The sequence below is a fragment of the Janthinobacterium kochi genome (assembly GCF_051380715.1).
GTDB lineage: Bacteria > Pseudomonadota > Gammaproteobacteria > Burkholderiales > Burkholderiaceae_D > Janthinobacterium.
Genome location: NZ_JBNYXO010000010.1, coordinates 26,440 through 51,373, shown reverse-complemented (window position 1 = coordinate 51,373; position 24,934 = coordinate 26,440). Strand labels below are relative to the sequence as shown.

The window sequence follows — 24,934 nt, the reverse complement described above, 5'->3', positions numbered from 1 at the left end:
TTTATTGGGCTGGCGCCGCCGCCTGCGGCGCCGGTTCGAATTCCAGCTTGTCATCGACGACCACGAATTGCCCGACCGGCTGGCCCAGGTCGGCTTTCGGGTCGTTTTCCATTTCCGTCAGTTCATTGCAGGTAGTCGTTTCCGCCTGCCACAACTGCTTGCCCATGCGAATATTCCACAGGCCATCGCCGGCCGCAAACAGCTCGACGGTGATGTCGGCTGGCGCATCCGTCGACAGGGTATGCAGGCGCTGGCATTGCGGCAAATTGGTCGCCATCAGCTGCACTTCCACGGTATCTTGCCAAAAATAACGTTGCTGGCGGCGCACGGTCAGGGAATGGTCTTGCCCATCGAACATATAGATGGCGAAGTCCTGGACACAGCCTGACAGCAGGACGGACAGCATGACGATCAGGAGTTTGCGCATGGTCGGCTTTCTTTGTTTGTGCTCTGGATTGGTGCTCGGGAATGTCGGGATGCCTGCTTGAGGGCGCCAGCCTTTCTTGGGCGCCGTCGTGTTTTCCGCTTACGTGGCATTATATCCATGCATATCAGTTGCGGCGCGACAATAGTTATGCGGAGGCCGCCTGCCCTACTCATCTACCTGGAAAGACCACGATGATCGACCTGTATTACTGGACCACGCCCAACGGGCACAAAGTGACGATGTTCCTGGAAGAAACGGGCATCCCCTACAACATCATTCCCGTGCATATCGGCAAGGGCGAGCAGTTCAAGCCCGAGTTTCTCGCCATCGCGCCGAATAACCGCATCCCCGCCATCGTCGACCAGGCGCCGGAAGATGGCGGCGCACCCTTGTCCCTGTTCGAGTCGGGCGCGATTCTGCAATACCTGGCCGAGAAAAGCGGGCAATTCCTGCCGGCGGACGTGCGCGGGCGCGCCGAGGTCATGCAGTGGCTGTTCTGGCAAATGGGCGGCCTTGGCCCCATGGCAGGGCAAAACCACCATTTCGTGCAATATGCGCCCGAGCCCATCGAGTATGCCATCACGCGTTACGTGAACGAAACGAACCGGCTGTACGGCGTGCTGAACAAGCGCCTGGCCGACCGCGAATTCGTTGCCGGCGACACGTATTCCATCGCCGACATGGCGATCTACCCGTGGATCGTGCCGCACGCCCGCCAGCGCCAGAAGCTGGAAGATTTCCCGCACCTGGCGCGCTGGTTCGCGGCCATTGCCGCCCGTCCCGCCACCGTGCGCGCGTATGCCCGCGCGGCCGAAATCAATGTGCAGCCTACCGTCAGCGGCGACGCGAAAAGCGTGCTGTTCGGCCAGACGGCGAAGACGGTAGCCTGAGCAACGGTCAATTACCCCGGTAAGTGGAAAAACCGAAAGGGCTGAGCAGCAAGGGAATGTGATAGTGCTGGTCAGTCTTTTCCACGTGGAATTGCACGGGAATTTCCGGGAAGAAGGTTTCCTGCTTCAGGCGCGCATAGTGTTCGCCTGTTTTAAACACGATGCGGTAGTCGCCCGTCTGCATGGGTGCATCGACCGGATACATGGCCGTGATGCGCCCCTGCGCATTCGTCACGGCGCTGCCCAGCTGTTGCCAGCCTTCACCGTTCTTTTGCTCCAGGGTGACCGTCACGCCCGCCGTCGGCTGGCCGCTCTGCAGATCGAGGATGTGCACGCTCAAGGGATTGGCGGCGGCCAGGGCCATGCTGGACAGGCTGGCGAAGGCCAGGGCGGCAGCGGTTTTTTTCAGATAGGTCATCGTCGTTTCTTTCAAGGTGTGGGGGAATCGAGTTCAGGGATGGCGACCAAGGCAGCCTGGGCGCAGGCGCGGTCTTGCAGGGCGCCACCGCCACCGGCAACGCCGATGGCGCCCACCACTTGCCTCTGGGCCATCAACGGCAGGCCGCCACCCAGCAGCAACAGCTCTGGCACGGTGGTTAGATTGTGCATGTCCGGATTGTTGCGGGCCGCCACGGCCAGCGTGTAGGTATCGCTTTTGGTGGACAGAGCCGTGTAGGCCTTGCGCCGGCTGGCCTCCGTGTTGTGCGGCCCGACGCCATCGGCGCGCTGCACGGTCATGACATTGCCGCCACGGTCCAGTACGGTGACGACGATGTGCCGTCCTTGCGCCTGACACGCGGCCATGGCCGCATCGGCCAGCTGCTTGGCCGTTGCCAGAGAAAGATCATCGACCTTGCGCAGCTGGGCGTGGGCGGGGCTGGCCAGCAGGCACAGCAGGGTACTGCCGAGTAACAGGGTTTTCATGCGGCGGTCCGTTGAGTAAAGTGACGCCAGTATGGCCAGTGCTACCCTACGAGAAGATGATCGCCGCATGACATTTTTATCATCCGCAGCGGCCTGCGCGCGGCGTAAAATGCTTCAACTTCCCTCATGAAAGTCCCATCCATGCGCATCCTGGTCATCGAAGACGAACCGAAGACGGGCGACTATTTGCTGCGCGGCTTGGCCGAGTCCGGCTTCACGGTGAGCCTGGCGCGCAATGGTCGCGACGGCTTGCACATGGCGAGTTCGGACGCGCCCGACTTGATCGTGCTCGACGTCATGCTGCCCATCATGGATGGCTGGCAAGTGCTGCGCGCGCTGCGCTTGCAGGAAGGCGGCGCGGACGTGCCCGTGATTTTCCTCACGGCGCGCGACGAGGTGCAGGACCGCGTGAAAGGGCTGGAACTGGGCGCCGACGATTACCTGGTGAAACCGTTCGCCTTTGCCGAACTGGTGGCGCGCATCCGCACTTTGCTGCGGCGCGGGCCGCCGCGTGAAGACGACGTCATCCGCATCGGCGACATGGAAATCGACGTGATGAAACGCAAGGTCAGCCGGCAAGGCCAGCGCATCAGCCTGACGGCCAAGGAATTCGGCTTGCTGCATTTACTGGCGCGGCGCCAGGGCGAGGTCTTGTCGCGTTCCATCATCGCCTCCCAAGTGTGGGACATCAATTTCGAGAGCGACACCAACGTCATCGACGCGGCCATCCGCCGCCTGCGCAGCAAGCTCGACGACCCGTTCGAACCCAAGCTGATCCACACCTTGCGGGGCATGGGCTATGTCTGTGAATTGCGCGCGCCATCCGCTCCAGACAGCGGCACCGCGCAATGAAGCTGGCACAATTGCGCCGCTCGCTGACCCTGCGCGTCACGCTCGTGTTCGTGCTGATCGTGGCGCTCGTCTCGGCCGGACTGGGCATGCATTTGTACCGTTCATTCGTCGCGGAAATCGAGCGCCGCGACGATATTTTATTGCTGGGAAAATTGCGGCAAATCCAGCAGTTGCTGGGGAATGCGGGCACGCTGGACATTATCCGCGAGCGGCCCCAGTATTTCCGCGACACCATGAGCGGACAAGAAAATTCGCTGGTGCGCATCGTGCGCGCCGATGGCACGCGTTTGATCGATGTCAACCCGCACGGCGAGACGGTGGCGCATGCTGTTCCCGTGGCTGTCGATGCGACCGTCACAGCCAACGACATCGTCAGCTGGACCAGCCGCGACGGCTATCCAGCCAGGGTCGTGGCGGCCAGCGCGCGCATCGGCGACCCGGCGCAGATGGCCGACATTTCCGTCGCCCGCGTCTACGGCGACCGCACGGCCATGTTTGCCGCCTACCGCTGGCAAATCGTCGTGTCCGTCGCCGTCAGCGCGCTGGTGGCGGCGATTCTGGCCAGCGTGATGCTGCTGCGGGGACTGCGGCCGCTGCGCAATATCGCCGCCCATGCGGCCTTGGTGCGGCCGGGCAAGCTGGAGCAGCAGCTGGAGGCGAGCGGCGCGCCGACGGAACTCTTGCCCCTGATTCAGGCCCTGAACGCCATGCTGGCGCGGCTGCAGGAAGGCTATGCGCGGCTGTCGCAATTTTCCGCCGACCTGGCGCATGAATTCCGCACGCCCGTCACCAATCTGCTGGGGCAAAGCCAGGTGATGTTGGCCCGTCCGCGCAGCGCGCACGAGTATGAACAGCTGGTGTCGTCGAATGTGGAAGAACTGGAACGGCTGTCGCGCATGATCGACAGCATGCTGTTTTTGGCGCGCGCGCAGCAGGATGAAATGGTGCTCATCAAGCAAGTCTTGCCCGTGCAGGACGAGTTCTTGCGCCTGGCCGATTTCTTTGAAGGCCTGGCCGAAGAGCGCGAGCTGGCGCTGGCCTGCCACGGCAGCGGGACAGTGACGGCCGAGCCGCAACTGCTGCGCCGCGCGCTGGGCAACTTGCTGTCGAACGCCATCCGTCACGCGGCGCCAGGCAGCACAATTCTGTTGCGTTCGCATCAAACGGGCGAGGGCATGGAACTGAGCGTCACCAATCAGGGGACGGCCATCCCCGCGCGCCATTTGCCGCACCTGTTCGAGCGCTTTTACCGCGCCGACCCGGCCCGCAGCGATTCGGCCGCTTCCACAGGATTAGGGCTGGCCATCGTCACGGCCATCCTGCAATTGCACGGCGGCAGCGCGACGGTCGCATCCGACGCGGCCGCCACGACGTTTACTCTTGTTTTCCCCGTTGAGAATACCTGATAAAACCGTAGCGAGCGGAAGGGAGAGGTGGTTGAGAAGCGGAACTGTGCTTTACGCACAGTGAGCATCGCAGACCACCTATACCGACGCGCAGTAGGTTTGATCAGGTGTTCTACCCCATTTCCACCAAAAACTCATGCATGCCCGTATGCGGCATTTGCGCACACGCCGGTGCAAAGTGCGGCAACTGTCCCCACAGCAAGGGGTTACCGACGATGTACACAAAGTGTTGCGCGCGCGTCAGGGCCACATTGAGCAGGTTCGGCGTGGCCGCCGCCCATTGCGCGGCACCGGCCGTGCTGTCGTCGGCGCCGAGGACCAGCATCACCACGCTTTGTTCCTTGCCCTGGAATGTGTGCACGGTGCCCACCATCTGGCTGCTCCATTGGCGCAATTCGCGCGCGGTCGGTGCCTTGCCATAGCCGAGGCGACGGTCCCAGTCCATATCGACGATGCGCGAACGCAACTCGTTGCGCACGGCCTTGAATGGCGTAATTACATACATGTCGGGCAGTTTGCCGTCGCGGCGATACAGTTTCAGCAGCACTTCCAGCACGAAATCGAGCTGCACGGGCACCACCTGCTTGTAGCTGACGGGGCCGACGGCATCGATCCAGCGGCTGGGGCCACGCGTCAGGCCCCGTGCGCCAGCCGGCGGCGTGCGTTCGCTCAAACCATAGACCATCTTGTCTTCATAGGCGATGCTGTTCGCCAGTGAAAACATCGGTTCCACGCAGCGGCGGTGCACGCGCAAGGGGCTGCCTATCCACAGCGGCTGGGTGCTGCCGGCGCCGACAGTCGCGCCATAGCGGTTGGCCTTGTCCGCCAATGTCTGCACGGAAACGGACGTCGGTGCGTAACTGCCATCTTGCGTGTGCGGCGACAGGGCGGACAAGGTTTGCACGAGGCGTCCCGGTACCGTGAACACGGGTTCGATCTGCAGCGGGTCGCCCACGACGACAGCACGTTTTGCGCGCCACAGGCTGCCCAGCGCCGCTTGCGGCACGGCCTGGCCCGCTTCATCGATGAACAGCCAGCCCAGCGATTCGGGGCCCATGCCCTGGAACTGGCGCGCGAACGAAGCGAACGTGGTCGACACGACAGGCACCACCATGAACAGGCTGTGCCAGACCATGGCGATGTGCGACTGGTCATAGGCGCGCTTGTTTTTGAGCAATTTCGATACGGCCAGCAAGTTGCCGCCAAAGCCGGGGCCGCCCTTCTTTGCCACTTCCGCCAGCCACGCTTCATGCAGGGCCAGGGCCTTGGCGAACAGGCGCGAGCGCAGGCGCGCCAGCGCCGGTTCATGCCACAGGCCGGCTATCTGCAGCGCGTCGCCGTCCAGCTCGTCCAGGGTGGCCGGGGCGATGATGGTGGGGAAACGCATGCGCGCGCGGCGCAACAGTTCCGTGCTGTCATCCCATTCGCGCTGGCGCGACTGCGCCGTGCGCAGGGCGATGTGCAGGCTGTTGCGGGCCCGTTCGCAGCGCGGTTCCAGCTCGCCCTTCAGCAGCAGCTTGATGGCGGAGACGTCGCGCGCGGCCTGGCGCTGCGCTTCGGCGTTGGCGATGACGGCGTCCTTGTAGGCGCGCGCCGGTGCGGTGCGGAACAGCCGGGCAAAGAAACCGGGCTGCGTCAGCGCCACCAGGCGTTCTTCTTCCAGCAATTCCTTCTTGCTGGCGAGCAGGGTATCTTGCTGCGCCAGCGCGCCGGACAGGGCACCATTCGCCGCATCCATCTCTTGCTCGGCAGCAATCAGCGCTTGCTGGCTGGCCTGCATGAAGTCTGCTTCCGTGCAGGTGCCCACGGCTTGCCACAGGGCCGCGTACTGGGCGTGCTCGGCCAGGGCTTTTTCCACCACGTGTTCCGTCTCGCGAAACTCGCGCGCCGCCTGGGCGAAGCTGACGCCCTGGTAGCTGGCCAGCCACTGGCGGATATTTTGCGCGTTCGGCGTCTTGCGCGTCGTGGCCTTGTCCCAGTCGTCGTCATAAAAATTGCTGACGAAGCGGCGGCGGTTAGCGCTATTGCCCAGCGCACAGGACATCAAGCCCCATGGCGCTTCCGCCTCGCCCAGGGCGCGGTTGGCGCCATTGCCGTCGGCCACGACCCGGCGCGCCACGCTTTCAAAGTAACGCGTGCGCGCCCATTCCTTGCCCAGCTGCTTGGGTTTTGGCAGGTCGCCGGAAATGTTTTCCACGGCTGCATTGTTCGACGAAGCGACGACCATTTCAAAGCCCGTCAATTCCGGGCGCAAACGGGCGATGGTGATCGGGTCGCGCACGCCTTCGAAGGCCACGGCCACCTTGCCGATGAAGGCGTCGCCGGCGCGATCCAGGCAGGACAGCACGGCCGCGCGGCGCACGATGTTGTCGGCGAACAATTCGCGCAACAAGGTCGTCTTGCCCGTGCCGGGTGGGCCGTTGACGGAAAAGATGCCGCGTTCATGCAAACTGGTGCGCGCGCCGTGGATGGCGAACTGCTGCATCAGGCTCATGGCGTAGCTGGCGTCTTCCAGCCAGTGTCCGCGGTTCATATTGCCCGGATTGAGCATGGCGGCCAGCGCCTGGCGTCCGGCCGGGCTGTACAGGTCGATGCGCTCATCCTGCGCCAGCGGCGTCAGGTAGGCGGCGACCGTGGCGGGCAGCTTGCCGCCACGCAAGGCGCGGATGATCTGTTCCAGGTCATCGAGGTAAAAACTGTTGAGGATATCGATCGATGGTTCCACCGCGTCGCCAAAGTCCAAGGTGCGGTTCTGGCTGGACTCAAGCGTATCGGCTTCCATTACGGCGGCGCGTTTTTTGCGCGTGCGCAATTCGAGCACGGCCAGCGGCTGGCAGGCGGACGGGTGGAAACCGGCCCAGTCGCGCAGCAGGTCGGCCAGGGCCGCCATTTCCAGGCCGGACAGGGGCGACGAGACATTGCCGGCCTCGTCCGTCACTTGCTGCGGGGCACGGGCGGCGGCGAAATTGCGCAGGCTGTCTTGCAGCACCAGTTGGCTGTCGCTGAAGGCGTCCAGGCTCAGGCCCGACCAGTCCGGCGTGCGAGCGCGGCCCAGCGCCCACGGCAAGGTCGACACGGACACGGGATCGAACTGCGGCTCGCCCAGCGCATTGAGGGACAGGCGGGCAAAGCACGAACGCCCGGCCAGTTCCGTTTTTTCTGTTTCGGCGATGTTTTCCGGGCCGCTGGCTGGCGGGCAAGCCTTGTTGATTTCGGCCTTGTCGAACACGCCGAGGAACAATGAGAAGCCGTCGATCTCGCGGTCGGAAGGCACTTGCCATTGCGTGGCGAACTGCAGCGGCAATTGCGCCAGCTGTTCGCGGTGCAGGAGACGCACGGTGGACTGGTCTTCAACGTCCGTGATTTGATTCAGGTCAAACGGGATAAAGAATTCGATCTTGTGCCAATACTCCAGGATAGCCAGGAGGCGCTGCTGTTCTGCCTGATTCATGATGACCAATATTTTGTAAAGCGAGCGAGGATTGTAAAGGGTATGCGCGGCGCGTGTTTTGCACATTCGCCTATTGCGCGGGCTTTGCCGCAAAAAAAGTGGCGATTGCGGACGAAAAAAAGCCAGGCAGCAACTTCCTGCCTGGCTTTCCCGTGGGGAGGGCGTTGCTATTGGTTAAAACTCTTCCCATTCGCTTTCGGCACCTGCATTGCTGCGGCGTGCCGGTGCGGCCGCCACGGCCTGGCGCGCGGGTGCGGGCTTGGCTGCGGGGCGTGCTATGGCAGGCGCTGCCGGTGCTGCGCGCACAGGCGTCAGCTTGGCTGCGCTGGCGACATGGTTGCCGGTTTTAAAGAAGCCCACCACGTGCGCCAGTTCGCCCGCTTGCTCCTGCATGCTTTGCGAGGCGGCTGCCGCTTCTTCCACCAGGGCCGCGTTTTGCTGCGTCACTTCATCCATCTGGGCAATGGCCATGTTGATCTGCTCGATGCCGATGGTTTGCTCGTGCGTGGCGGAGGTGATTTCTCCCATGATGTCGGTCACGCGCACGATGCTGTCGACGATGTCGCCCATGGTCTGGCCCGCTTCATTGACGAGGCGCGAACCCGTGTCCACGTTGGCGACGGAGGCGGCGATGAGTTCCTTGATTTCCTTGGCGGCCGAGGCCGAGCGGTGGGCCAGGTTGCGCACCTCTGTTGCCACGACGGCGAAGCCGCGTCCCTGCTCGCCCGCGCGTGCCGCTTCCACGGCCGCGTTCAAGGCCAGGATATTCGTCTGGAAGGCGATGCCATCGATGACGCCGATGATGTCGACGATTTTCTTCGACGACGCGTTGATGGTACCCATGGTGTCGACCACTTGCGAGACGATGCTACCGCCGCGCACGGCCACTTCGGACGCGCTTTTCGCCAGCTGGTTCGCCTGGCGCGCATTGTCCGCGTTCTGCTTTACGGTGGACGTCAGTTCTTCCATGGCCGACGCCGTTTCTTCCAGCGAACTGGCTTGCTCTTCCGTGCGGGAAGACAGGTCGAGGTTGCCTGCGGCAATTTCGCTCGATGCCGTGGAAATCGCCTCCGTGCCGTGGCGCACTTGCGCCACCACGCCCAGCAGGCTGGTGTTCATGGCTTTCAGGGCGCCGAGCAGGCGCCCCGTTTCATCGCTGGAATTGACGACGATGTGCGAAGACAAGTCGCCGGACGCCACGGTTTCGGCCACGCTGACGGCCGCATTGATGGGATGGGTGATCGAGCGTGTGATGATCCAGGCGACAAAAGCGCCCAGCAGCACGGCCACGCTGCCCAGGATAATCATATAGGCGCGCGCGCTGGCGCTCAGCGTTTCGGCGTCCGTTGCCGCCTGCGCCGCCTGCTGCGCTTCATACGCGACCAGGCTGTCGAGCGCGCCCAGCACGATCTTCAGGCTCGGTGCCGCCTGCTGCGTCAAAAAGGCGATCGCCTCTTCCGTCTGCCCCGCATTGCGCAGCTCGATGACCTTGTTGTTCAGCGGTGCGCCCGATTTCAGGGCAGCGTCCAGCTCGGCCATCAGCGCCGTTTCCTTGTCCGTCGAGATTTTCTTTTGCAATGTTTCCTTGGCGGCGCCGTATTTCTTGCGCGCTTCGCCGATTTTCGCCAGTTCCGCCTGTACCAGCGCTTCCGTCGGCGCCACCACCACGCTGGTGATCGCCAGGGTAATGTTGCGCACGTTGTCGCTCATGGTGTTGGCCGCGGCCATCTTGACGTTCTTGTCGGCCACGATGTCGTGGGTGCGTGCGCTCAGTTGGCCCATGGAATACAGGCCGACGAGCAAGACGGCCACCAGCAGGCCGAGGACGACAGCAAACCCGATTCCGAGCCGGGTGCCGATTTTGAATTGTGTGAGTGACATGATTGCTTTCGTGGTGCGGAAGTGAGGGAAAACGTCGACAAGCCAGGACTACGGGTTTATACGTAGGCTCGGCCTGTCTGTAATTGTTCCTCAAAATTCCGCACTGCAATACAAAAAATTGTATCAAGTCCCCGAAAAATTTAAAAAATGGTAGCAAATTAAATAAGTTGTCGTGTGGAAACAACGAGCACGGCGTCAGCAGGAAACATCAGCGCTGGGGAAACACGTGGATGGCCATGAAATCGATGAAGGCGCGCAGTTTCGGCGTCAGGTGGCGGCTGCTGGGCCACAGGATGCGCAAGGCGCCGTCGTGCTGGTGGTGCGCATCCAGCAGGCTGTGCAAGCGGCCCGCGTCCAGTGCCGCGCGCACGGCAAAGTCGGGCAGGGCGGCGATGCCCAGGCCGCTTTCGGCAAAGTGCAGCAAGGTCTCCACATTGTTGCAGTTGAGCAGGGCCGGCAAGCCCGCCGCGTGCAGGGCGGGCCATTCGGGCAGTGGCCAGGCTTCGACCTTGCCGCTGCTGGGAAACTTGTACAGCAGGCAGGTATGGCGCAGCAGGTCGGCCGGCAGCAGGGGCGTGCCGTGCTGCGCCAGATAGGCGGGCGCGGCCACCAGTTGCAGCTGGAATTGGCCCAGCTGGCGGCTCATCAAACGGCTGTCGGCGCTTTCGCCCGCGCGCACCACGGCGTCGTAGCCTTCTTCGATCACGTCGACCCGGCGGTCGCTGAAATCGAGATCGAGTTCTACCTGCGGATAGGCGCGCGCAAAGGCAGCCAGCACGGGATTGAGCAGGCTGCCCACCTGTGGCAGGCTGACGCGCAGCCGGCCTTGCGGTGCGCTCTTGCTGTTCGTTAACTCCAGCTCGGCCGCTTCGATCTCGCCCAGGATGCGCCGGCAGCGCTCGAGAAACACCGTGCCTTCGCTGGTCAGCGCGATGCTGCGCGTGCTGCGGTGAAACAGGCGCACGCCCAGCCGCGCTTCCAGCCGCGCGATGCTCTTGCCGATGGCCGAGGCGGAAATACCCAGCACCCTGCCCGCCGCCACAAAACTGCGCGTCTCTGCCGCCTGCACGAAGGCCGTGAATCCCGCCAGGTTATCCATTATTGACCTTTAATTGCGGATGCCAACGTCCGCACAGACAGAAACTATAGCCTGTTTTTCTTTGATCGTGCCTGCCTTACCTTGGCAGCCTGATCATTTGAAAGGCTACGCCATGATGTACCACTTCTCTCCTGCGGCCTTGTCCGCCCGCATCGATCCCTTGCTCGATGCCGTCTTGCAGCAGCGCCTGGTGGGCGCCGTGGTGCTGGTGCGCCAGCGGGGCCAGGAAATCTATCGTCGCGCTGCCGGCTATCTGGACCGCGAGGCGGGCACGCCCATGCGCGAGGATGCCGTCTTCCGCCTGGCGTCCGTCAGCAAACCCATCGTCTCGACGGCCGCGCTGGCGCTGGTGGGGCAGGGACGCCTGGGCCTGGACGACCTGGTCGCGCGCTGGCTGCCGTATTTTGCACCGTGCCAGCCGGACGGTGCCGTGGCGGCGATGAGCGTGCGCCATCTGCTCACGCACACGGCCGGACTTGACTACGGCTTTTTCCAGTCGCCGGGTGGCGCGTATGCGCAGGCGGGCGTGTCGGACGGCATGGATGCGTCCCGTATTTCTCTGGAGAACAACCTGCGCCGCCTGGCCACGGTGCCGCTGGCGTATGCGCCCGGTGAGCGCTGGGCGTATTCGATTGCCACCGACGTGCTGGGCGCCGTGATCGAAGCGGTGACTGGTTTGCCGCTGGCACACGCCGTGGAACAGCTGGTGACGGCGCCGCTGGCCATGCGCGATACGGGTTTTATATGCACGGATGCGGCGCGCCTGGCCGTCGCCTATGCGGACCGCGCAGCGGGAGAATCCCGGCCGCGCCGTTTGCTCGATGCGGGGGATGACCATTTGCCATTTATCGACGGCATGGCCGGTTTTAGCTTGTCGCCGGCGCGTGCCCTCGATGCACACGCTTACCCGTCCGGCGGCGCCGGCATGGTCGGTTCGGCACCCGACTTCATGCGCCTGCTGGAAATCCTGCGCCTGGGCGGCGCACCGCTGCTGCCGCCTGCGCTGGCACGCCAGATGGGCGAAAACCAGACGGGAAATTTCGACTTGCCGTTCTGGCCGGGCCGTAGCTTCGGTCTGGGTTTTACGGTACTGACCGACCCGCAACTGGCCGCCACGCAGGAATCCGTGGGCAGCTGGCGCATGGGCGGCACGTATGGCCATTCATGGTTTGTTGACCCTGCGCAAGAACTCTCTGTGGTGGCGTTCACGAATACGGCGCTGGAGGGCATGGCGGGGCCGTTCGTGATGGAACTGTGCCAGGCCGTGTATGGCGTGGAGCAAGGGCAATGATGCCCATCGTCTTCCTCGCTCTGGGCCTGTTCGGCGTGTATTGCATCGAGTTTGGCGTGGTGGGCATCTTGCCGATGATCATGCAGCGCTATGGCGTGACGGCCGCGCAGGCGGGTTCATTGGTGAGCCTGTTCGCCCTCGTGATCGCCGTGGGCGGCCCCTTCCTCGTGCTGCTGGCCACGCGCTGGCGCCGCAAACCGGTGCTGATCGTCTCCCTGCTGGTATTTGCCCTGGCCAGCGTGGCCTCGGCGTATGCGCCGCGCTTCGGGTGGCTGCTGGCGCTGCGCATCGTGCCGGCCCTGTTCCATCCCGTGTATTTCTCGCTGGCCATGGTGGCGGCCGTCGCCCTGTATCCGCCGCAGCAATCGGCGCGGGCCGGCGCGCATGCGTTCACGGGCACCAGCATGGGCATGGTGCTGGGCATTCCGCTCACCACCTGGATCGCCGCGCAGTATGGTTACGAGGCATCGTTCCTTGCCTGCGCCCTCGTCAATGCCCTGGCGGCGCTGGGGCTGTACCTGTTCTTGCCCGACACGCCGCAGGCGCCGCCGCTGGCATATGGGCGCCAGCTGGCCGTGCTGCGCAAACCCGCCCTGTGGTTCACCATTGCCGCCGCCGTCTTTGTCTTTGCCGCCATGTTTGCCGTGTATGCGTATGCGGCCGCGTATCTGCAGCAGGAAGCGGGCTTGTCGGCGCGCCAGACGGGGCTGGCGCTGGTGGTGTTTGGCGTGGGCGGCGTGGTCGGTAATCTGTTCGCCGGGCGCCAGCTGGGTACGCACGTGCTGCGCACGGTCTTGCTGCAACCCGTGTTGCTGGGGCTGGCTTACTGGCTGCTGTACCAGTCTGCGGGCAGCGACATCGGCTGGGCGGCGATGGCGGTGCTGCTGCTGTTCTGGGGCGCCGCGCATACGAGCGGGCTGATCGTCACGCAAGTGTGGCTCAGCAGCGAAGCGCGCGAGGCGCCCGCGTTCGCCATCGGCGTGTATATCGCCGCCATCAACCTGGGCGTGACGGTGGGCGCGCTGGCAGGCGGCATGGCCATCGCCCGCTATGGCATGCAGGGGGCGCTGGCGTGCGGCGCGCTGTTCGGTGCCTTGGCGCTGGCCTTGATCTTGCTCAAGGCGTGGCTGTACCGCCCGTCGTCAGTCGGCAATATGGTTGGGGATGCGAAACAGTAGATCCGTGTCGCCGATGTCCACGCCCGCTTGCGACAGCAGGGTGCTGGCCTGGCCCCGGTGGTGCGTCTGGTGGTTAAAGAAATGCATGAGCAAGCTGAAAAACTCGCGCCGGTTCGCTCCCTTGCTGTTGCGGTAATCGAGCAGGTGGTCGAGGTCGGCTTCCGTGATGGAAGCGGCCCAGTCGATGATGAGCTGGTCTAGCCACAGCCGGTGCGCGTGCATGGCGGCAAAATCCTCGGCCGCGAACAGCGGGTGCGTGAGCGACGCGGGCGGCGTGATGGCGCGGATGGGATCGAGCAACGGGAAACCTGCCGGATGTTTCGCGTAGCGCTGCAGCCACAGGGTGTCGCCCACCATCACGTGGTTCAGGGTGGCCAGCAGGGAGCCGAAAAAGGCGCCCCTCTCGCGCTGCAGCTCGTCGGGCGGCAGGCTGGCCGCCGCCGCGTAGACTTTGGCATTCATCCACTGGTTGTAATCGGCCATCAGGCAAAGGTGGGCGCAACGACTCATGGTGACTCCTTCAGTGGATGAATGTTCTATGTCAGACGGATTTCAAAAATGCGCGTATGCCAGCTAATAGCATTTCAATGGCCATCGCCGTCAAAATCAAGCCCATCAGGCGCTCGAACGCCGTCATGACCCTTGGACCGAGTGCCCGCTGCAAGCGTTCGGCGCACAGGAAGACGGCCAGCCAGACAATGGCCACGGCCGTCAGCCCGGCCACGTGGGCGATGACGTCGTTCATTTCATGCGAGGAAAACAGCAGCACAGTCGCCAGCGCCGATGGGCCGGCCAGCGCGGGGATGGCCAGCGGCACGATGAACGGTTCGCCGGCCATCTCGTGGTCGCTATTGCCCGCGTTGGGCTGCGGAAACACCATGCGCATGGCGATCAGGAACAGGATCACGCCGCCGCCGATGCGCAGGGCCACTTCCGACAATTGCAAGGCGTTCAGGAAATGGCGGCCGAAGAACATAAACAGCAGCAAGATGCCGAAGGCGATCATGCATTCGCGCACCACGACTTTCCAGCGCCGCTCGACCGGTACCCGTTTCAAGGCATTGACGAACAGGGAAACGTTGCCGAACGGATCGGTGACGAGCAAAAGCAGGATAAAAGTCTGGAAGAAATTCTGTGTCATGGTGGTGTGGAAAGAAGGTCAACAGCGCTGCCAGGATGGGCGCGCTGCGATAAGGCTTGCGATGATAACAAGAGCGGCGACGAACGCCCATGATTATTGATGCACAGCAGCATTTTTTTTACGCCGCGATGACTTTTGCCTGGTAAAACGCGGTGGGCGTGGTGCCGAAATGTTTCTTGAACATGGCGCTAAACGCGCTTTGGCTGGTGTAGCCATTGTCCATGGCCACGTCGATGACCTTGCTGCCATGCGCCAATTGTTCGAGTGCACGCAGCAGGCGCGCCTGCTGGCGCCACTGGCCAAAGCGCATGCCCGTCTGTTTCTGGAACAAGCGGTGTAGGCTGCGCTCGGTGATCGCCAGTTCCTGCGCCCAGTGCGCCACCGTCTGCTGTTCGCCCGGTTGCGCCATCAGCCGCGCGCAGATGCCGCGCAGGCGCGCATCCACGGGTAACGGTAAATACAGGGGTAGCACGGGCAGGCTGTCGAGCTCGTGCAACAGCAATTGCAGCAGATGCCAGTCGCGACTGCCTTCCGTAAAATCGGGCGCGATGTCGACCGCCGCCACGATCAATTGCCGCAGCAGGGGGCTGATGTCGAGCACGCAGCTGTGGCGCGGCAGCAGCGGTGAGCTGGCGCAATCGATGAAGACGGTGCGCATTTTCACCGCGCCGCTCATGCGCACCTGGTGCGCGATGCCGGGCTGCAGCCACACGCCGCGCGTGGGCGGCACCACCCAGCGCCCGCCCTGCGCCTCGATGGTCATCACGCCCTCGATGGCATACAGCAATTGCGCATGCGTGTGGCGGTGTACGGAAATCACGTGGCCATGCGCATAGTCGACGGCCAGCGCCATGGCGCGCGCCGTGACGGGCAGCAATTGCTGAAAGGCGGGGGAGGAACAATCCATGAAAGAAGGTCAGTTTTGCGATAGGTTCAGACATTTTAGCGCGAGAGGGCGCCGCGCGCCTGCGGCAAGATGAATACCCTCAATGTTTTATGGAGCCTCGCATGCCTGTGCGCGCCTATTTGTATCCATTCCTGGCCATGCTGCTGTGGGCCGGCAACGTCGTCGTCTCGAAACTGGCCGCGTCCAGCATCGCCCCCACGGCCATCACCTTTTACCGCCTGGTGCTGGTCTTGCTGGTGATGACGCCGTTTATCGCCCGCCCCATGTGGCGCAACCGTGCCGCCATCGGGCGCCAGTGGTGGCAGCTGGCGCTGTGCGGCGTGATGTCGATGGCGCTGTTCCAGAGCCTGTCCTACCGCGCCGCCGAATCGACGACGGCGACGAATATGGCCATCGTCACGGCGCTGGCGCCATTGATGACGGCCCTGCTCAGCGTGCTGCTGCTGGGTGAGCGTCTGACGGTGGGTATGGCGGCCGGCGGCGTGCTGTCGTTTGGCGGCTTGCTGTACCTGGTAGGGCGCGGCGATATGTTGGTCCTGCTGCAGCAGGGCTTGCATGCGGGTGACGCGCTGATGCTGCTGGCCTGCCTGATCTTTGCTTTGTACGGCGTGCTGCTGCGCCGCTGGCGTTTATCCATTCCCGCCTGGCAAGCCATTTATTGCCAGGCGCTGGCGGCCCTGGCGTGCATGCTGCCGCCGTTCCTGCTGCTGCCAGCGGGCAGCGCCAGGCTGGACGCCACCACCTTGCCGCTGATCGGCTATGCGGGCATCGGCTCGTCCATCGTGCTGTCCTATCTGTGGATCGAAGGCGTGAAACTGCTGGGACCGAACCGCTGCAGCATTTACGTCAACCTGCTGCCCTTGCTGACGGCCTTGCTGGCCATCGTCTGGCTGCACGAAAGCATGCATATGTATCACCTGATCGGCGGCGGCATTTCGCTGCTGGGCGTGCTGCTGGCGCAGACGGTGCAGCGGCCGCTGTGGCGCCAGCGTCCTGAGGTGTCCGGTCTTGCCTGAACGGCCATGCATAATGGCGGTTTTCAGGCAGTGGAGTGGGCATGCGGCAAACATTTTGGATGAGCACGATGGCGGCGCTGCTGGCGCTGGGTACCCTGGCGCCGGCGCAGGCGGCGCCGCGTTTTTATGCAGGCCAGCCCATGGCCACCGCCACTGCCGTCGAGCGCCGCGACGGCGGCGTGGTGCTGGCCTTCCTGCGGGAAAATGGCGAAGTCAACGGCTACTACTGCCAGTGCAATGAGGGCAGCGAAAAACGCATGAACCTGGACAAGTATGGCAAGGCCAGCATCGCGGCCGTGTTCCAGCTTGACCTCGACAGCGAAGGCGAGACGACGTTCGTGCTCAGCCGCAGCAGCGATAAGCTCTTTGGCTTGCATGCCTACCGCTACGAGCGCAGCGGCGGCAGGATGTTCAAGGTGGCGACCTTGCAGCCTGCGCTGGACGCCATCGTGCGCGGTGCGACAACCATGGACGAGGCGCGCGTGCGCGCTGCGCTGGGCCGTTTGCAGCTGATCGATTACAGCATCGCGTATGTGCCCACGGGCGTGGCCGAATTCGACGCCATCGAGCATGGCCATGGCACCCTGGCCGGCTATTTCAATATCGACGGCGAGTTACTGCCAGACAAACCGGCCGACGCGCCTGCGTTTGCCTATAAAAAAACCTTCCAGGAAAAGGATGGCCATTTTCTGACCGTCACGTATCTGCTGGGCAAGGGCTGGGAAGGGGCCCGCGCGCCCAGCTACCACGTCAAATGGATCACCTGGGAAACGCAGCCGCAGCGCTTTGCCGCCAGCCAGGATGGGCCATTCATCGAATACGACGTGAATTGCTGTGTGGGCAGCGTGTATGCCCGTGGCCTGTATGCGCAGGGCAAGCGCACGGGGCAGTGGCACTTTGAGGAGCCGAATACCATCCGCTCGTCTGGCGCGTTTGTCGACGACAAGGCAGAAGGGCCGTGGACGTATGCAAGCGGCGACGAAACCACCACGGGCATGATGCAGCGGGGCCAGCGCACGGGCCGCTGGGAAGTGAGCCCGGGCGTGGCCGAATGGCGCGCAGCGGACATGCACAGTTTCACCGGTTACGACCATTTCGTGAAAGACCGCCTGGACGGTCCCAGCGAGCGCCGCGTCGGTGGCGTGCTGCAATGGCAGGGCAATTATGTGAATGGCAGGAAGCAGGGCCAGTGGGTCGAGCCTGGTGGCGGCGGTCTGTACGTCGATGACGTGAAACAGGGCCCGTGAAAGAAGGCGACGCCGGACGGTGGCCGGCAAATGCTGACCATGCTCAACAGCAAGCTCTTTACAGAAACCGTTTATTAACATATTTGGCATTTCCGCACGACCGTACACCGCAGCGGAATGCCAGTTCTGCGCAAAAAACATCATCCGTTTGTTACAAAGCGTGAAAATTCCGGCTGCATATTGCTACCAGTAATCTTTCCCTGTATCTTGCAGCAAGGAAATTAAAAATACGGGAAACCTCAACCTCGTTGCCCTGTATTGCACTCCTGACGATATGCGCGGGCCGCCTTCCCCCCTGCCGCCGCACACGCCGTATCGATCTGTCCTGAACAATTCACGTGACCCGCCTAGCTGGCGCTTGCTGCTATCCGTTTGGTGAGCGCAGGCATGGTTACGCCCCTACCAAGGAAAACTGCATGCTGTCGAACTTAACAATAAAAATGCGCCTGATCGCCACCATGAGTGTGCTGGGCGTGCTGACCGCCGTGCTGGGCGTCATGAGCATCATCAGCCTGAAATCGGCCAACAACAGCCTCAACGAGGTCTACAGCAATCAGCTGGCATCGACGCAAGCCATCGGCGAGTCGCAGATTCTGTTGGGCCGCGCCCGTTTCACGATGGACCGCGTGATGGTGCACCCCGACGCGCCCAATGCCAAGGATACCCTGGCGCGCTCCGAGCAATTCATCGAGGCTTCCAACAAGTCCTGGAAGGAGTACCTGGGCTTGCCGCAAGGCGCGGACGAAAAGCGCCTGTCCGACGACATGGACAAGAAGCGCAGCGAATACATAAGCAACGGTTTGTTGGTCATGAGCAAGGCTTTGCGTGAAGGCAACATCGCGCAAGCGGACGGCTTGATGATGACGGGGCTGACGCCGCTGCACGGCACCCTGGACCAGGCTGCCGAAACGTTGACGCAATTCCAGGCCACCTCGGCCGCCGCGATGTATGCGGAAAGCCAGGCCAGTTACCGCACGCAAGTGACCATGGCCATCATCGGCATGGTAGTGGGCGCCTTGCTGACCATTATTTCCAGCATCTTGCTGCTGCGCGCCATCTTTAACCCGCTGGACCAGGCCTTGCGCCATTTCGGTGCCATTTCGGACGGCAACCTGGCCAACGACATCGTCATCACGCGCCACGATGAGATGGGCGCCTTGCTGACGGGCTTGCAGAAAATGCAGGAACGCCTGTCGACCACTGTGCGCGGCGTGCGCGACGGCAGTGGCGCCATCGCCACGGCCAGCAATGAAATCGCTTCGGGCAACCTGGATTTGTCGAGCCGCACAGAGCAGCAAGCTTCCAGCCTGGAAGAAACGGCCTCGTCGCTGGAAGAGCTGACCTCGACCGTCAAGCAGAATTCCGACAATGCGCGCCAGGCGAACCAGTTGGCCGTCTCCGCTTCGGACGTGGCCGTCAAGGGCGGCGCGCTGGTGGCGCAAGTGGTCGATACCATGGGCAGCATCAGCGAATCGTCGAAAAAGATCGCCGACATCATCGGCGTGATCGATGGCATCGCCTTCCAGACCAACATCCTGGCCTTGAACGCGGCCGTGGAAGCGGCGCGCGCCGGCGAGCAGGGGCGTGGCTTTGCCGTCGTCGCCACGGAAGTGCGCAACCTGGCGCACCGCTCGGCCTCGGCTGCAAAGGATATCAAGGTGCTCATCGAAGCGTCGGTGCAGAACGTGGGTGCCGGCAGCGCGCTGGTCAGCCAGACGGGCACGACGATGGACGAGATCGTGTCCAGCATCCGCCACGTGACGGACATCATGGGCGAGATCAGCGCCGCCGGCCGCGAACAGGAACTGGGCATTGGCCAAATCAATCAAGCCGTGGCCGAGATGGATACCGTGACGCAACAGAATGCGGCGCTCGTGGAAGAGGCGGCAGCCGCCTCGGAAGCGATGCAGGAGCAGGCGGCGGCATTGGCCGAGATGGTCAGCTTTTTCAAGCTCGACGCCAACCATAGCGGCCCGGCAGCGGCCAAGCCTGCCTTGCGCAAGCCTGTCGTGGCCGCCACCACCAGCACGGCCTTGAAACGCCCGGCGCTGCGCCTGGCGCCGTCCCGCGCTGCGGCAGCACCTGCCCCTGCTGCAAAACCGCGTCCAGCCAAGCCCGCTGCTGATAATAGCGGCGAGTGGGAAGAGTTCTAAGTTACTGCGCTGGCAGGGTGGCCTTGCTGCCCTGCTCCTGCAATCGCGCCGCCTCGGCCAAGGCTTGGGCGCGCGCTTCTTCCGCCGCCTGTTCTGCTTTCTCATGCGCATCATGGCGCGCCCGCAAGGCTGCCCGCGCACGCACGAAGACGATCTTGATGGCCGCCATCACGGGCACGGACAGGAAGATGCCGACCACGCCACCGAGCTGGTCGCCGGCCAGCAAGCCGACGATCACCATCAGCGGCCTCACTTCCACGCCTTCGCTCATCAAATACGGGTTGACCACGTAATCCTGGAATAAACGGTAGGCGGCGATAAAGCCGATCAGCCAGAATAGGTGATCGAAGCCGCTGAAACCGGCCACCACCACAGCGATGACGGCGGCCGCCAGCGGACCGGCAAACGGGATGAATTTCAACAAGGCGGCAACTGATGTTCAATAGATGCGCTGGGCAGGGATTCGGCGTAGCCGCACGGAAAAAATCATACCGCAAAATAGCAAAATCCCATTTGCCTATGCGTGGGGGCAATCTTTCAGTGCTGCATGACATCACCCGCCACCCGTTCGCGGCTGGGGGGCGTACCGAACATGCGCGTGTATTCGCGGCTGAATTGCGAGGCACTTTCATAGCCCACCTGATACGCGGCTTGCGAGGCATTGGCCGCGCGCGTGACGATCAGGCGCCGCGCTTGCAGCAGACGCAGCTGCTTTTGATATTGCAGCGGCGTCAGCGACGTGATGCTCTTGAAGTGTGCATGGAAGGACGAGACGCTCATGCCGGCCAGCGCCGCCAGGCGCCCGATGCCGATGGGGGCGGCAAAATCCGCTTGCATCAGGTGGATGGCTTCGGCGATGCGCAGGGTGCGGCTGTCGGGCGCCACCAGGCGGCGTAATTGTTCGCCTTGCGGGCTGCTCAGCAGCCAGTAATACAGTTCGCGCAGGATGGATGGCGCCAGCATGGCGATGGCGCGCGGCTGGCCCAGCAGTTGTACCAGCCGCAGCAGGCAATCGGCCGCCTGCTCTTCCAGCCGTCCCACGAAGACGCCCAGCGCCGCCGTACCCGGCGCGACAGCCTCCCCGTCGAGCTGGCGGATCACGTCCTGCAACAGCTTGACGTCGAGTTCGAGGATTAGCGCAAGGAAGGGATGCTCCGGCGTGGCGTGCGTCACCCTGCCAAGAATAGGCAAGTCCACGCTGACAATCAAAAATTCCATGGCGCCGTAATCGAACAGCGCATCGCCCAGCATCACTTGCTTGGCGCCTTGCACGGCCAGGCACAGGGCAGGCGTGTATAGCGCATAGGCGGGCAGGGTTCTTTCGCCTAGGCGCATCAGTTTCAGCGCTGCGATCTCGGTCGCATAAAAGCCATCCGGCGTGTTGCGCGTTGCGGTATGCGCGGCGATGGCGGCCGCCAGTGGGGTAGTGGACATGGCATCCCGGTCTGATAGCAGCAACGGTGCTGACTATTTTTTATGCAGCCATCGTAGCGCGCCTGTTAGCCGGCTGGCAAGCGGCTTGGAGTTTTAGGCATGGAATGTGGAGTTTTGCCTATTCACGCGGACTGTCTGCGGCGCGACACTGGTCGCCTCTTCACCCACCCAAGGAATGCACATGTCAACCACTCAAACAATCGCACTGGTGACGGGCGCCAGCCGCGGCCTGGGCCGCAATGCCGCCCTGCACCTGGCCCGGCAAGGCGTCGACGTCATCCTCACCTACCATGCGCAGCGTGGCGAAGCCGAAGCCGTGGCGGCAGAAATCGGGCAACTGGGCCGCCGCGCCGCCGTCTTGCAACTCGACTGTGGCGACGTGGCCTCGTTCGACGGTTTTTCGCATGCGCTGCAAGCCATCTTGCAAGGCTGGGGCCGCGATACCCTGGATTATTTGGTCAACAATGCCGGCATCGGCCTGATGGCGCCGTTTGCCGATACCAGTGAGGCCATGTTCGATCAGCTCATGAATATCCATTTCAAGGGTGTCTACTTCCTGACCCAGACTCTGCTGCCAGTGATCGCCGATGGCGGGCGCATCCTGAACCTGTCGAGCGGCTTGACCCGCTTCAGCTTGCCGGGCATGTCGGCCTACGCGGCCATGAAGGGCGCGGTCGAGGTGATGACGCGCTACCTGGCAAAAGAATTGGGCGCGCGCGGCATCACCGTCAACACGGTGGCGCCGGGCGCCATCGCCACGGATTTCGGCGGCGGCGACGTGCGCGACAATCCGCAGACGAACCAGTTCATCGCCGCGCAAACGGCGCTGGGCCGCGTGGGCCAGCCGGATGACATCGGCGCCATGATCGCTTCGCTGTTGTCGGACAGCAACCGCTGGGTCAATGGCCAGCGCATTGAAGTCTCGGGTGGCGCCTACCTGTAGGAGCTATTCTTTCTTCCAGCTGGCCACGGTGATGAACACACTGTCTTTCTTGCCCTGTTCGCGCAAGGTCACCGTGTAGCGGCCGCTCGTATCGCTGCCCGTGAACACCACCTTGTCGTCATGCCCCTTCACTTGCGCACCCTTGGCCAGTTTGGCGTAGGTGTTGAGCACCCAGTGGAAGTCGGCATAGCTGCGCAGGGTGATGCTGGCATCGGGCATGGGCTCGTCGCCGGCCTCGGCCGCTTCCGTGGGCGTGCGCATGGGCAAACCGGCCAGGCCGACCGGTGCGATGAGTTTGCCACCGCTGGAGCTGCTGTTCAATTCCGCGTTCGGCAGCAGCAGGTGCAGCAAGCTGGGGGGAAAGCCGGGCGGCACGTCGCGCTGCTCCCAGCCGGGCTGGTCGGGGCGGGTGGTGATGTATTCCAGCACAGCAATGCTTTGCCGCTGCTCCGGCGCAGCCTGCGCCAGCATCGGTGGCCGCTGCCGCGCCCACACCATCAGCGGCGCGGCCATCTCGTCCTCTGCACCTGGTGGCAGGAACAAGGTCAGCACGGCATGCGTGGACGGCAGGCAGGCGGGGGCGGCATCGCCAATGGCGGCCTGGCAATGGCCGTTGACAAGGGCCAGCGCCAACAGCGTGCGATGCGAGTCGAACAGCATGGCGGCGCGCTGCGCACCGTGTTCGCTGGGGTTGATGGAGGCCAGCACCGAGCGTCCGTCGGGCAGCATGGTGCGCTGGATATCATGCAGCGAACGCATGCTGTCGAGTACCTGGAGCGCGATCAGGGTATCGCCCTGCGTATAGCTGCCGCGCGCATAGCCCAGCAGCCTGAAGACGTCGGCGCGGATTTGTGGATGCTCGTTCAGGCTGAGCGGCGGCGATGGCACGGAGACGGGCACGGTGGCGGCCACGAAGGCGGCATCCTCGGCAGAAATGGCTTGTGCCATGCTGGAAAGTGGCAGGCACAAGGCGGCGCACAGCGACAGCATGCGCAGAGTGATGTTTCCTGGGGCGTTCAATGGCAATCCTTGTCGAGACGCCATGCCGGTCCGCTTGCCGGCATGCGCGCGCCGCGATCTTAGCATTTCAGGAATGAAACGCTTTCTGCTAAGCTTGGCTATTGAATCACTGTCCCCCGTTATCATGGCCAAGCTCACCATTTCCTGCAGTATTGCCGTCGACGATGAGGTAGTGACCGAGTTCGTGCACAAGTACGTGCTCCACTCGCGTCTCGGCGCGGCCAGGAGATTGCGCATGGGAGAGACGGGCTGTTTCTATACCTGTTCCTTGTATCGTGATGACCACGCCAAGGTGAGCCGTTTGATTCGCCGCATGCTGGCGTTCTTTGATAGCAAGGACATTCCCTTGACCATCCTCAAGATCGGCGCCCGGGACAGCTGGGATGAGGTAGACCTCGAGCAGCGCGATCCCTGGAAGATTTCGCCACAAGCCTTGCTGGCGCTGCTCGATGCAAAGCCGGACGGCAATGCCTAGGCGGCGTTGAGCACGTAGCGGTTCTTGCCGCTTTTCTTGGCCTGGTACAAGGATTCATCGGCGCGCCGGTAGCTGTGCGACAAGTCCGCTTCCTTGATCATTTCCGCCATGCCGATGCTGACGGACACCTTGCGTTCCGGCACGAAAGCCGCCTCGACGCTGTCGACCAGTTGCGCAGCAAAGGCGCAGGCGGCGCTCTTTTCGCCCAGGTAAATGATGGCAAATTCCTCGCCGCCCAGGCGGCCGCACAGGTGCTCGCCACACAGCCCCGCGATGACATCGGCGATCTTTTTCAGCACCTCGTCGCCCACGTCATGGCCATGCACGTCGTTGATTTGCTTGAAGTCGTCGATGTCGATCATTAAAAAATACGCGGGCGTGTGGGCCGTACGCTGCAGGATGCGCGCGCTTTGCGTGAACATGCGCCGGTTGTTGAGCCCGGTCAAGCCATCCTTGTAAGCCATCGTCGCCAGTTCGCGCTGGGAACGGTAGTTATGGATGCGCAAGACGAGAAAATAGATATTCAGCGCCAGGCCGATGATCACGCTGATGGTCACGGCCAGCACGGGCCAATGCTGGTCGATACGCCCCGCATGCACGGGAAACTGCCCCAGCCCCAGGATGGCCCACACGCACAGCGACACGCCCAGGTAATACGCGATGCCGCTGAAGATGGGCGCCGTCGTCAAGGTGATCATCACGCCCAGCGGCAATACCCAGAAAGCGGGGTCCTCCGTGCCCAGTATCAGCACGCGAAAGCCGAAAGCGATGAACAGCACGCTGATGCTGCCGCTGGCGATGATGGCGTGCAAGGATTTTGCATACACGGTCAGCAACAGCCCGACCAGCATGCCCATCACACCCAGCGCCGCCTGCGCATGATCGAGCGAAGCGCGCGTCAGGGTCAGGCTGAACGTGACCAGCCAGCAAGCCAGGCCAAACGTCAGAATGGCTATCGAAATGAAATGCAGTTCCTTGAAAAAGCGCTGCTGCTGCTCCCGTTCTCCTGAAAAGAACAGGTAATAGAAGGCAGGAGACAGGCTGCGCGAAGTGAACATGACATTTGTCCAGGCAGACAACACGCCTTGCGGCAGAGGCGCCTCCCGGCAACGGCAGGCGGCTTGGTGCGCGCACAAAATTAGTTGCGCTCAGGAATTAGTGTACTGGTTTCTTGGGGGGATTGGTGATCCAGACGAGGA

At 63.0% G+C, this 24,934-nt stretch carries 22 protein-coding genes and 1 pseudogene; 10 read left to right on the top strand and 13 right to left on the bottom strand.

Going from position 1 to position 24,934, the window contains the following annotated elements; all coding sequences use genetic code 11:
- Position 1: 1 nt before the first annotated feature.
- Positions 2–427 (bottom strand): hypothetical protein, encoded by a 426-nt coding sequence (locus ACQ4WL_RS20145; RefSeq protein WP_436511334.1) that lies wholly within the window; start codon positions 425–427, stop codon positions 2–4.
- A gap of 191 nt (positions 428–618) precedes the next feature.
- Here ACQ4WL_RS20145 and ACQ4WL_RS20140 point away from each other — a divergent pair, with 191 nt between their 5' ends.
- Positions 619–1,317 carry a glutathione binding-like protein gene (locus ACQ4WL_RS20140; RefSeq protein ID WP_436511333.1) on the top strand — a complete coding sequence of 233 codons (699 nt, stop codon included), beginning with the start codon at positions 619–621 and terminating at the stop codon, positions 1,315–1,317.
- 7 nt (positions 1,318–1,324) lie between these two features.
- On the opposite strand, the gene uraH is transcribed toward ACQ4WL_RS20140, so the two are convergent.
- The gene (gene uraH / locus ACQ4WL_RS20135; RefSeq protein WP_436511332.1) at positions 1,325–1,735 is read right to left on the bottom strand and encodes a hydroxyisourate hydrolase; all 411 of its coding nucleotides are present in this window, start codon (positions 1,733–1,735) and stop codon (positions 1,325–1,327) included.
- 11 nt (positions 1,736–1,746) lie between these two features.
- On the bottom strand, positions 1,747–2,241 hold the full coding sequence (locus tag ACQ4WL_RS20130) for a GlcG/HbpS family heme-binding protein (RefSeq protein WP_436511331.1): 495 nt from the start codon (positions 2,239–2,241) through the stop codon (positions 1,747–1,749).
- 141 nt (positions 2,242–2,382) lie between these two features.
- On the opposite strand from ACQ4WL_RS20130, the gene ACQ4WL_RS20125 reads away from it, so the two are divergent.
- Together ACQ4WL_RS20125 and ACQ4WL_RS20120 are read left to right on the top strand one after the other, a co-directional pair.
- Positions 2,383–3,093, top strand: coding sequence for a heavy metal response regulator transcription factor (locus ACQ4WL_RS20125; protein WP_436511434.1), 711 nt, complete (start codon positions 2,383–2,385; stop codon positions 3,091–3,093).
- On the top strand, positions 3,090–4,499 hold the full coding sequence (locus tag ACQ4WL_RS20120; RefSeq protein WP_436511330.1) for a heavy metal sensor histidine kinase: 1,410 nt from the start codon (positions 3,090–3,092) through the stop codon (positions 4,497–4,499). Before ACQ4WL_RS20125 ends, ACQ4WL_RS20120 begins: the two co-directional genes overlap by 4 nt.
- Before the next feature lie 112 nt (positions 4,500–4,611).
- Here ACQ4WL_RS20120 and ACQ4WL_RS20115 read toward each other — a convergent pair whose 3' ends face one another.
- From ACQ4WL_RS20115 to ACQ4WL_RS20105, 3 genes are all read right to left on the bottom strand, one after another.
- On the bottom strand, positions 4,612–7,950 hold the full coding sequence (locus ACQ4WL_RS20115) for a DEAD/DEAH box helicase (RefSeq protein WP_436511329.1): 3,339 nt from the start codon (positions 7,948–7,950) through the stop codon (positions 4,612–4,614).
- Positions 7,951–8,124: 174 nt separating this feature from the next.
- The gene (locus ACQ4WL_RS20110; protein WP_436511328.1) at positions 8,125–9,831 is read right to left on the bottom strand and encodes a methyl-accepting chemotaxis protein; all 1,707 of its coding nucleotides are present in this window, start codon (positions 9,829–9,831) and stop codon (positions 8,125–8,127) included.
- A gap of 208 nt (positions 9,832–10,039) precedes the next feature.
- A complete protein-coding gene (locus ACQ4WL_RS20105; RefSeq protein WP_436511327.1) occupies positions 10,040–10,930 on the bottom strand; it encodes a LysR family transcriptional regulator in 891 nt (296 codons plus the stop codon).
- A gap of 112 nt (positions 10,931–11,042) precedes the next feature.
- Between ACQ4WL_RS20105 and ACQ4WL_RS20100 the strand changes: the two genes are divergently transcribed.
- On the top strand, positions 11,043–12,221 hold the full coding sequence (locus tag ACQ4WL_RS20100; RefSeq protein WP_436511326.1) for a serine hydrolase domain-containing protein: 1,179 nt from the start codon (positions 11,043–11,045) through the stop codon (positions 12,219–12,221).
- Positions 12,218–13,399, top strand: a complete 1,182-nt coding sequence (locus tag ACQ4WL_RS20095) for an MFS transporter (protein WP_436511325.1) — start codon at positions 12,218–12,220, stop codon at positions 13,397–13,399. The genes ACQ4WL_RS20100 and ACQ4WL_RS20095 overlap by 4 nt, the downstream gene beginning before the upstream one ends.
- On the opposite strand, the gene ACQ4WL_RS20090 is transcribed toward ACQ4WL_RS20095, so the two are convergent.
- From ACQ4WL_RS20090 to ACQ4WL_RS20080, 3 genes are all read right to left on the bottom strand, one after another.
- Positions 13,364–13,909 carry a DinB family protein gene (locus ACQ4WL_RS20090; RefSeq protein WP_436511324.1) on the bottom strand — a complete coding sequence of 182 codons (546 nt, stop codon included), beginning with the start codon at positions 13,907–13,909 and terminating at the stop codon, positions 13,364–13,366. The two genes, ACQ4WL_RS20095 and ACQ4WL_RS20090, sit on opposite strands and share 36 nt — an antisense overlap.
- A gap of 31 nt (positions 13,910–13,940) precedes the next feature.
- Positions 13,941–14,540, bottom strand: a complete 600-nt coding sequence (locus ACQ4WL_RS20085) for a MarC family protein (protein ID WP_436511323.1) — start codon at positions 14,538–14,540, stop codon at positions 13,941–13,943.
- Between the two features lie 118 nt (positions 14,541–14,658).
- On the bottom strand, positions 14,659–15,447 hold the full coding sequence (locus ACQ4WL_RS20080) for an AraC family transcriptional regulator (RefSeq protein ID WP_436511322.1): 789 nt from the start codon (positions 15,445–15,447) through the stop codon (positions 14,659–14,661).
- 101 nt (positions 15,448–15,548) lie between these two features.
- Between ACQ4WL_RS20080 and ACQ4WL_RS20075 the strand changes: the two genes are divergently transcribed.
- The 3 genes from ACQ4WL_RS20075 (at position 15,549) to ACQ4WL_RS20065 (ending at position 19,863) form a co-directional block, all read left to right on the top strand.
- Positions 15,549–16,463, top strand: a complete 915-nt coding sequence (locus ACQ4WL_RS20075; protein ID WP_436511321.1) for a DMT family transporter — start codon at positions 15,549–15,551, stop codon at positions 16,461–16,463.
- Between the two features lie 41 nt (positions 16,464–16,504).
- Positions 16,505–17,710: a toxin-antitoxin system YwqK family antitoxin gene (locus ACQ4WL_RS20070; protein WP_436511320.1), complete on the top strand. Its 1,206-nt coding sequence runs from the start codon at positions 16,505–16,507 to the stop codon at positions 17,708–17,710.
- 416 nt (positions 17,711–18,126) lie between these two features.
- Positions 18,127–19,863 (top strand): methyl-accepting chemotaxis protein, encoded by a 1,737-nt coding sequence (locus tag ACQ4WL_RS20065; RefSeq protein ID WP_436511319.1) that lies wholly within the window; start codon positions 18,127–18,129, stop codon positions 19,861–19,863.
- 1 nt (position 19,864) lies between these two features.
- Here ACQ4WL_RS20065 and ACQ4WL_RS20060 read toward each other — a convergent pair.
- Both ACQ4WL_RS20060 and ACQ4WL_RS20055 read right to left on the bottom strand, forming a co-directional pair.
- Positions 19,865–20,293, bottom strand: a pseudogene (locus ACQ4WL_RS20060) (AI-2E family transporter); the annotation flags it as partial.
- Between the two features lie 107 nt (positions 20,294–20,400).
- Positions 20,401–21,297, bottom strand: coding sequence for an AraC family transcriptional regulator (locus ACQ4WL_RS20055; RefSeq protein ID WP_436511318.1), 897 nt, complete (start codon positions 21,295–21,297; stop codon positions 20,401–20,403).
- A 181-nt stretch (positions 21,298–21,478) separates the two neighbouring features.
- Between ACQ4WL_RS20055 and ACQ4WL_RS20050 the strand changes: the two genes are divergently transcribed.
- On the top strand, positions 21,479–22,240 hold the full coding sequence (locus ACQ4WL_RS20050; RefSeq protein ID WP_426089604.1) for an SDR family NAD(P)-dependent oxidoreductase: 762 nt from the start codon (positions 21,479–21,481) through the stop codon (positions 22,238–22,240).
- Between the two features lie 3 nt (positions 22,241–22,243).
- On the opposite strand, the gene ACQ4WL_RS20045 is transcribed toward ACQ4WL_RS20050, so the two are convergent.
- Positions 22,244–23,260 (bottom strand): hypothetical protein, encoded by a 1,017-nt coding sequence (locus ACQ4WL_RS20045; RefSeq protein WP_436511317.1) that lies wholly within the window; start codon positions 23,258–23,260, stop codon positions 22,244–22,246.
- A 124-nt stretch (positions 23,261–23,384) separates the two neighbouring features.
- On the opposite strand from ACQ4WL_RS20045, the gene ACQ4WL_RS20040 reads away from it, so the two are divergent.
- Positions 23,385–23,735 (top strand): hypothetical protein, encoded by a 351-nt coding sequence (locus ACQ4WL_RS20040; RefSeq protein WP_436511316.1) that lies wholly within the window; start codon positions 23,385–23,387, stop codon positions 23,733–23,735.
- Here the strand turns inward: ACQ4WL_RS20040 and ACQ4WL_RS20035 are convergent.
- Positions 23,732–24,793 (bottom strand): GGDEF domain-containing protein, encoded by a 1,062-nt coding sequence (locus tag ACQ4WL_RS20035; protein WP_436511315.1) that lies wholly within the window; start codon positions 24,791–24,793, stop codon positions 23,732–23,734. The two genes, ACQ4WL_RS20040 and ACQ4WL_RS20035, sit on opposite strands and share 4 nt — an antisense overlap.
- Positions 24,794–24,934: the final 141 nt, after the last annotated feature.

Bases quoted from the DNA above. Each gene is read 5' to 3' on its own strand.
- ACQ4WL_RS20145 (WP_436511334.1), bottom strand. From the start codon at position 427: ATGCGCAAACTCCTGATCGTCATGCTGTCCGTCCTGCTGTCAGGCTGT.
- ACQ4WL_RS20140 (WP_436511333.1), top strand. From the start codon at position 619: ATGATCGACCTGTATTACTGGACCACGCCCAACGGGCACAAAGTGACG.
- uraH (WP_436511332.1), bottom strand. From the start codon at position 1,735: ATGACCTATCTGAAAAAAACCGCTGCCGCCCTGGCCTTCGCCAGCCTG.
- ACQ4WL_RS20130 (WP_436511331.1), bottom strand. From the start codon at position 2,241: ATGAAAACCCTGTTACTCGGCAGTACCCTGCTGTGCCTGCTGGCCAGC.
- ACQ4WL_RS20125 (WP_436511434.1), top strand. From the start codon at position 2,383: ATGCGCATCCTGGTCATCGAAGACGAACCGAAGACGGGCGACTATTTG.
- ACQ4WL_RS20120 (WP_436511330.1), top strand. From the start codon at position 3,090: ATGAAGCTGGCACAATTGCGCCGCTCGCTGACCCTGCGCGTCACGCTC.
- ACQ4WL_RS20115 (WP_436511329.1), bottom strand. From the start codon at position 7,950: ATGAATCAGGCAGAACAGCAGCGCCTCCTGGCTATCCTGGAGTATTGG.
- ACQ4WL_RS20110 (WP_436511328.1), bottom strand. From the start codon at position 9,831: ATGTCACTCACACAATTCAAAATCGGCACCCGGCTCGGAATCGGGTTT.
- ACQ4WL_RS20105 (WP_436511327.1), bottom strand. From the start codon at position 10,930: ATGGATAACCTGGCGGGATTCACGGCCTTCGTGCAGGCGGCAGAGACG.
- ACQ4WL_RS20100 (WP_436511326.1), top strand. From the start codon at position 11,043: ATGATGTACCACTTCTCTCCTGCGGCCTTGTCCGCCCGCATCGATCCC.
- ACQ4WL_RS20095 (WP_436511325.1), top strand. From the start codon at position 12,218: ATGATGCCCATCGTCTTCCTCGCTCTGGGCCTGTTCGGCGTGTATTGC.
- ACQ4WL_RS20090 (WP_436511324.1), bottom strand. From the start codon at position 13,909: ATGAGTCGTTGCGCCCACCTTTGCCTGATGGCCGATTACAACCAGTGG.
- ACQ4WL_RS20085 (WP_436511323.1), bottom strand. From the start codon at position 14,540: ATGACACAGAATTTCTTCCAGACTTTTATCCTGCTTTTGCTCGTCACC.
- ACQ4WL_RS20080 (WP_436511322.1), bottom strand. From the start codon at position 15,447: ATGGATTGTTCCTCCCCCGCCTTTCAGCAATTGCTGCCCGTCACGGCG.
- ACQ4WL_RS20075 (WP_436511321.1), top strand. From the start codon at position 15,549: ATGCCTGTGCGCGCCTATTTGTATCCATTCCTGGCCATGCTGCTGTGG.
- ACQ4WL_RS20070 (WP_436511320.1), top strand. From the start codon at position 16,505: ATGCGGCAAACATTTTGGATGAGCACGATGGCGGCGCTGCTGGCGCTG.
- ACQ4WL_RS20065 (WP_436511319.1), top strand. From the start codon at position 18,127: ATGCTGTCGAACTTAACAATAAAAATGCGCCTGATCGCCACCATGAGT.
- ACQ4WL_RS20055 (WP_436511318.1), bottom strand. From the start codon at position 21,297: ATGTCCACTACCCCACTGGCGGCCGCCATCGCCGCGCATACCGCAACG.
- ACQ4WL_RS20050 (WP_426089604.1), top strand. From the start codon at position 21,479: ATGTCAACCACTCAAACAATCGCACTGGTGACGGGCGCCAGCCGCGGC.
- ACQ4WL_RS20040 (WP_436511316.1), top strand. From the start codon at position 23,385: ATGGCCAAGCTCACCATTTCCTGCAGTATTGCCGTCGACGATGAGGTA.
- ACQ4WL_RS20035 (WP_436511315.1), bottom strand. From the start codon at position 24,793: ATGTTCACTTCGCGCAGCCTGTCTCCTGCCTTCTATTACCTGTTCTTT.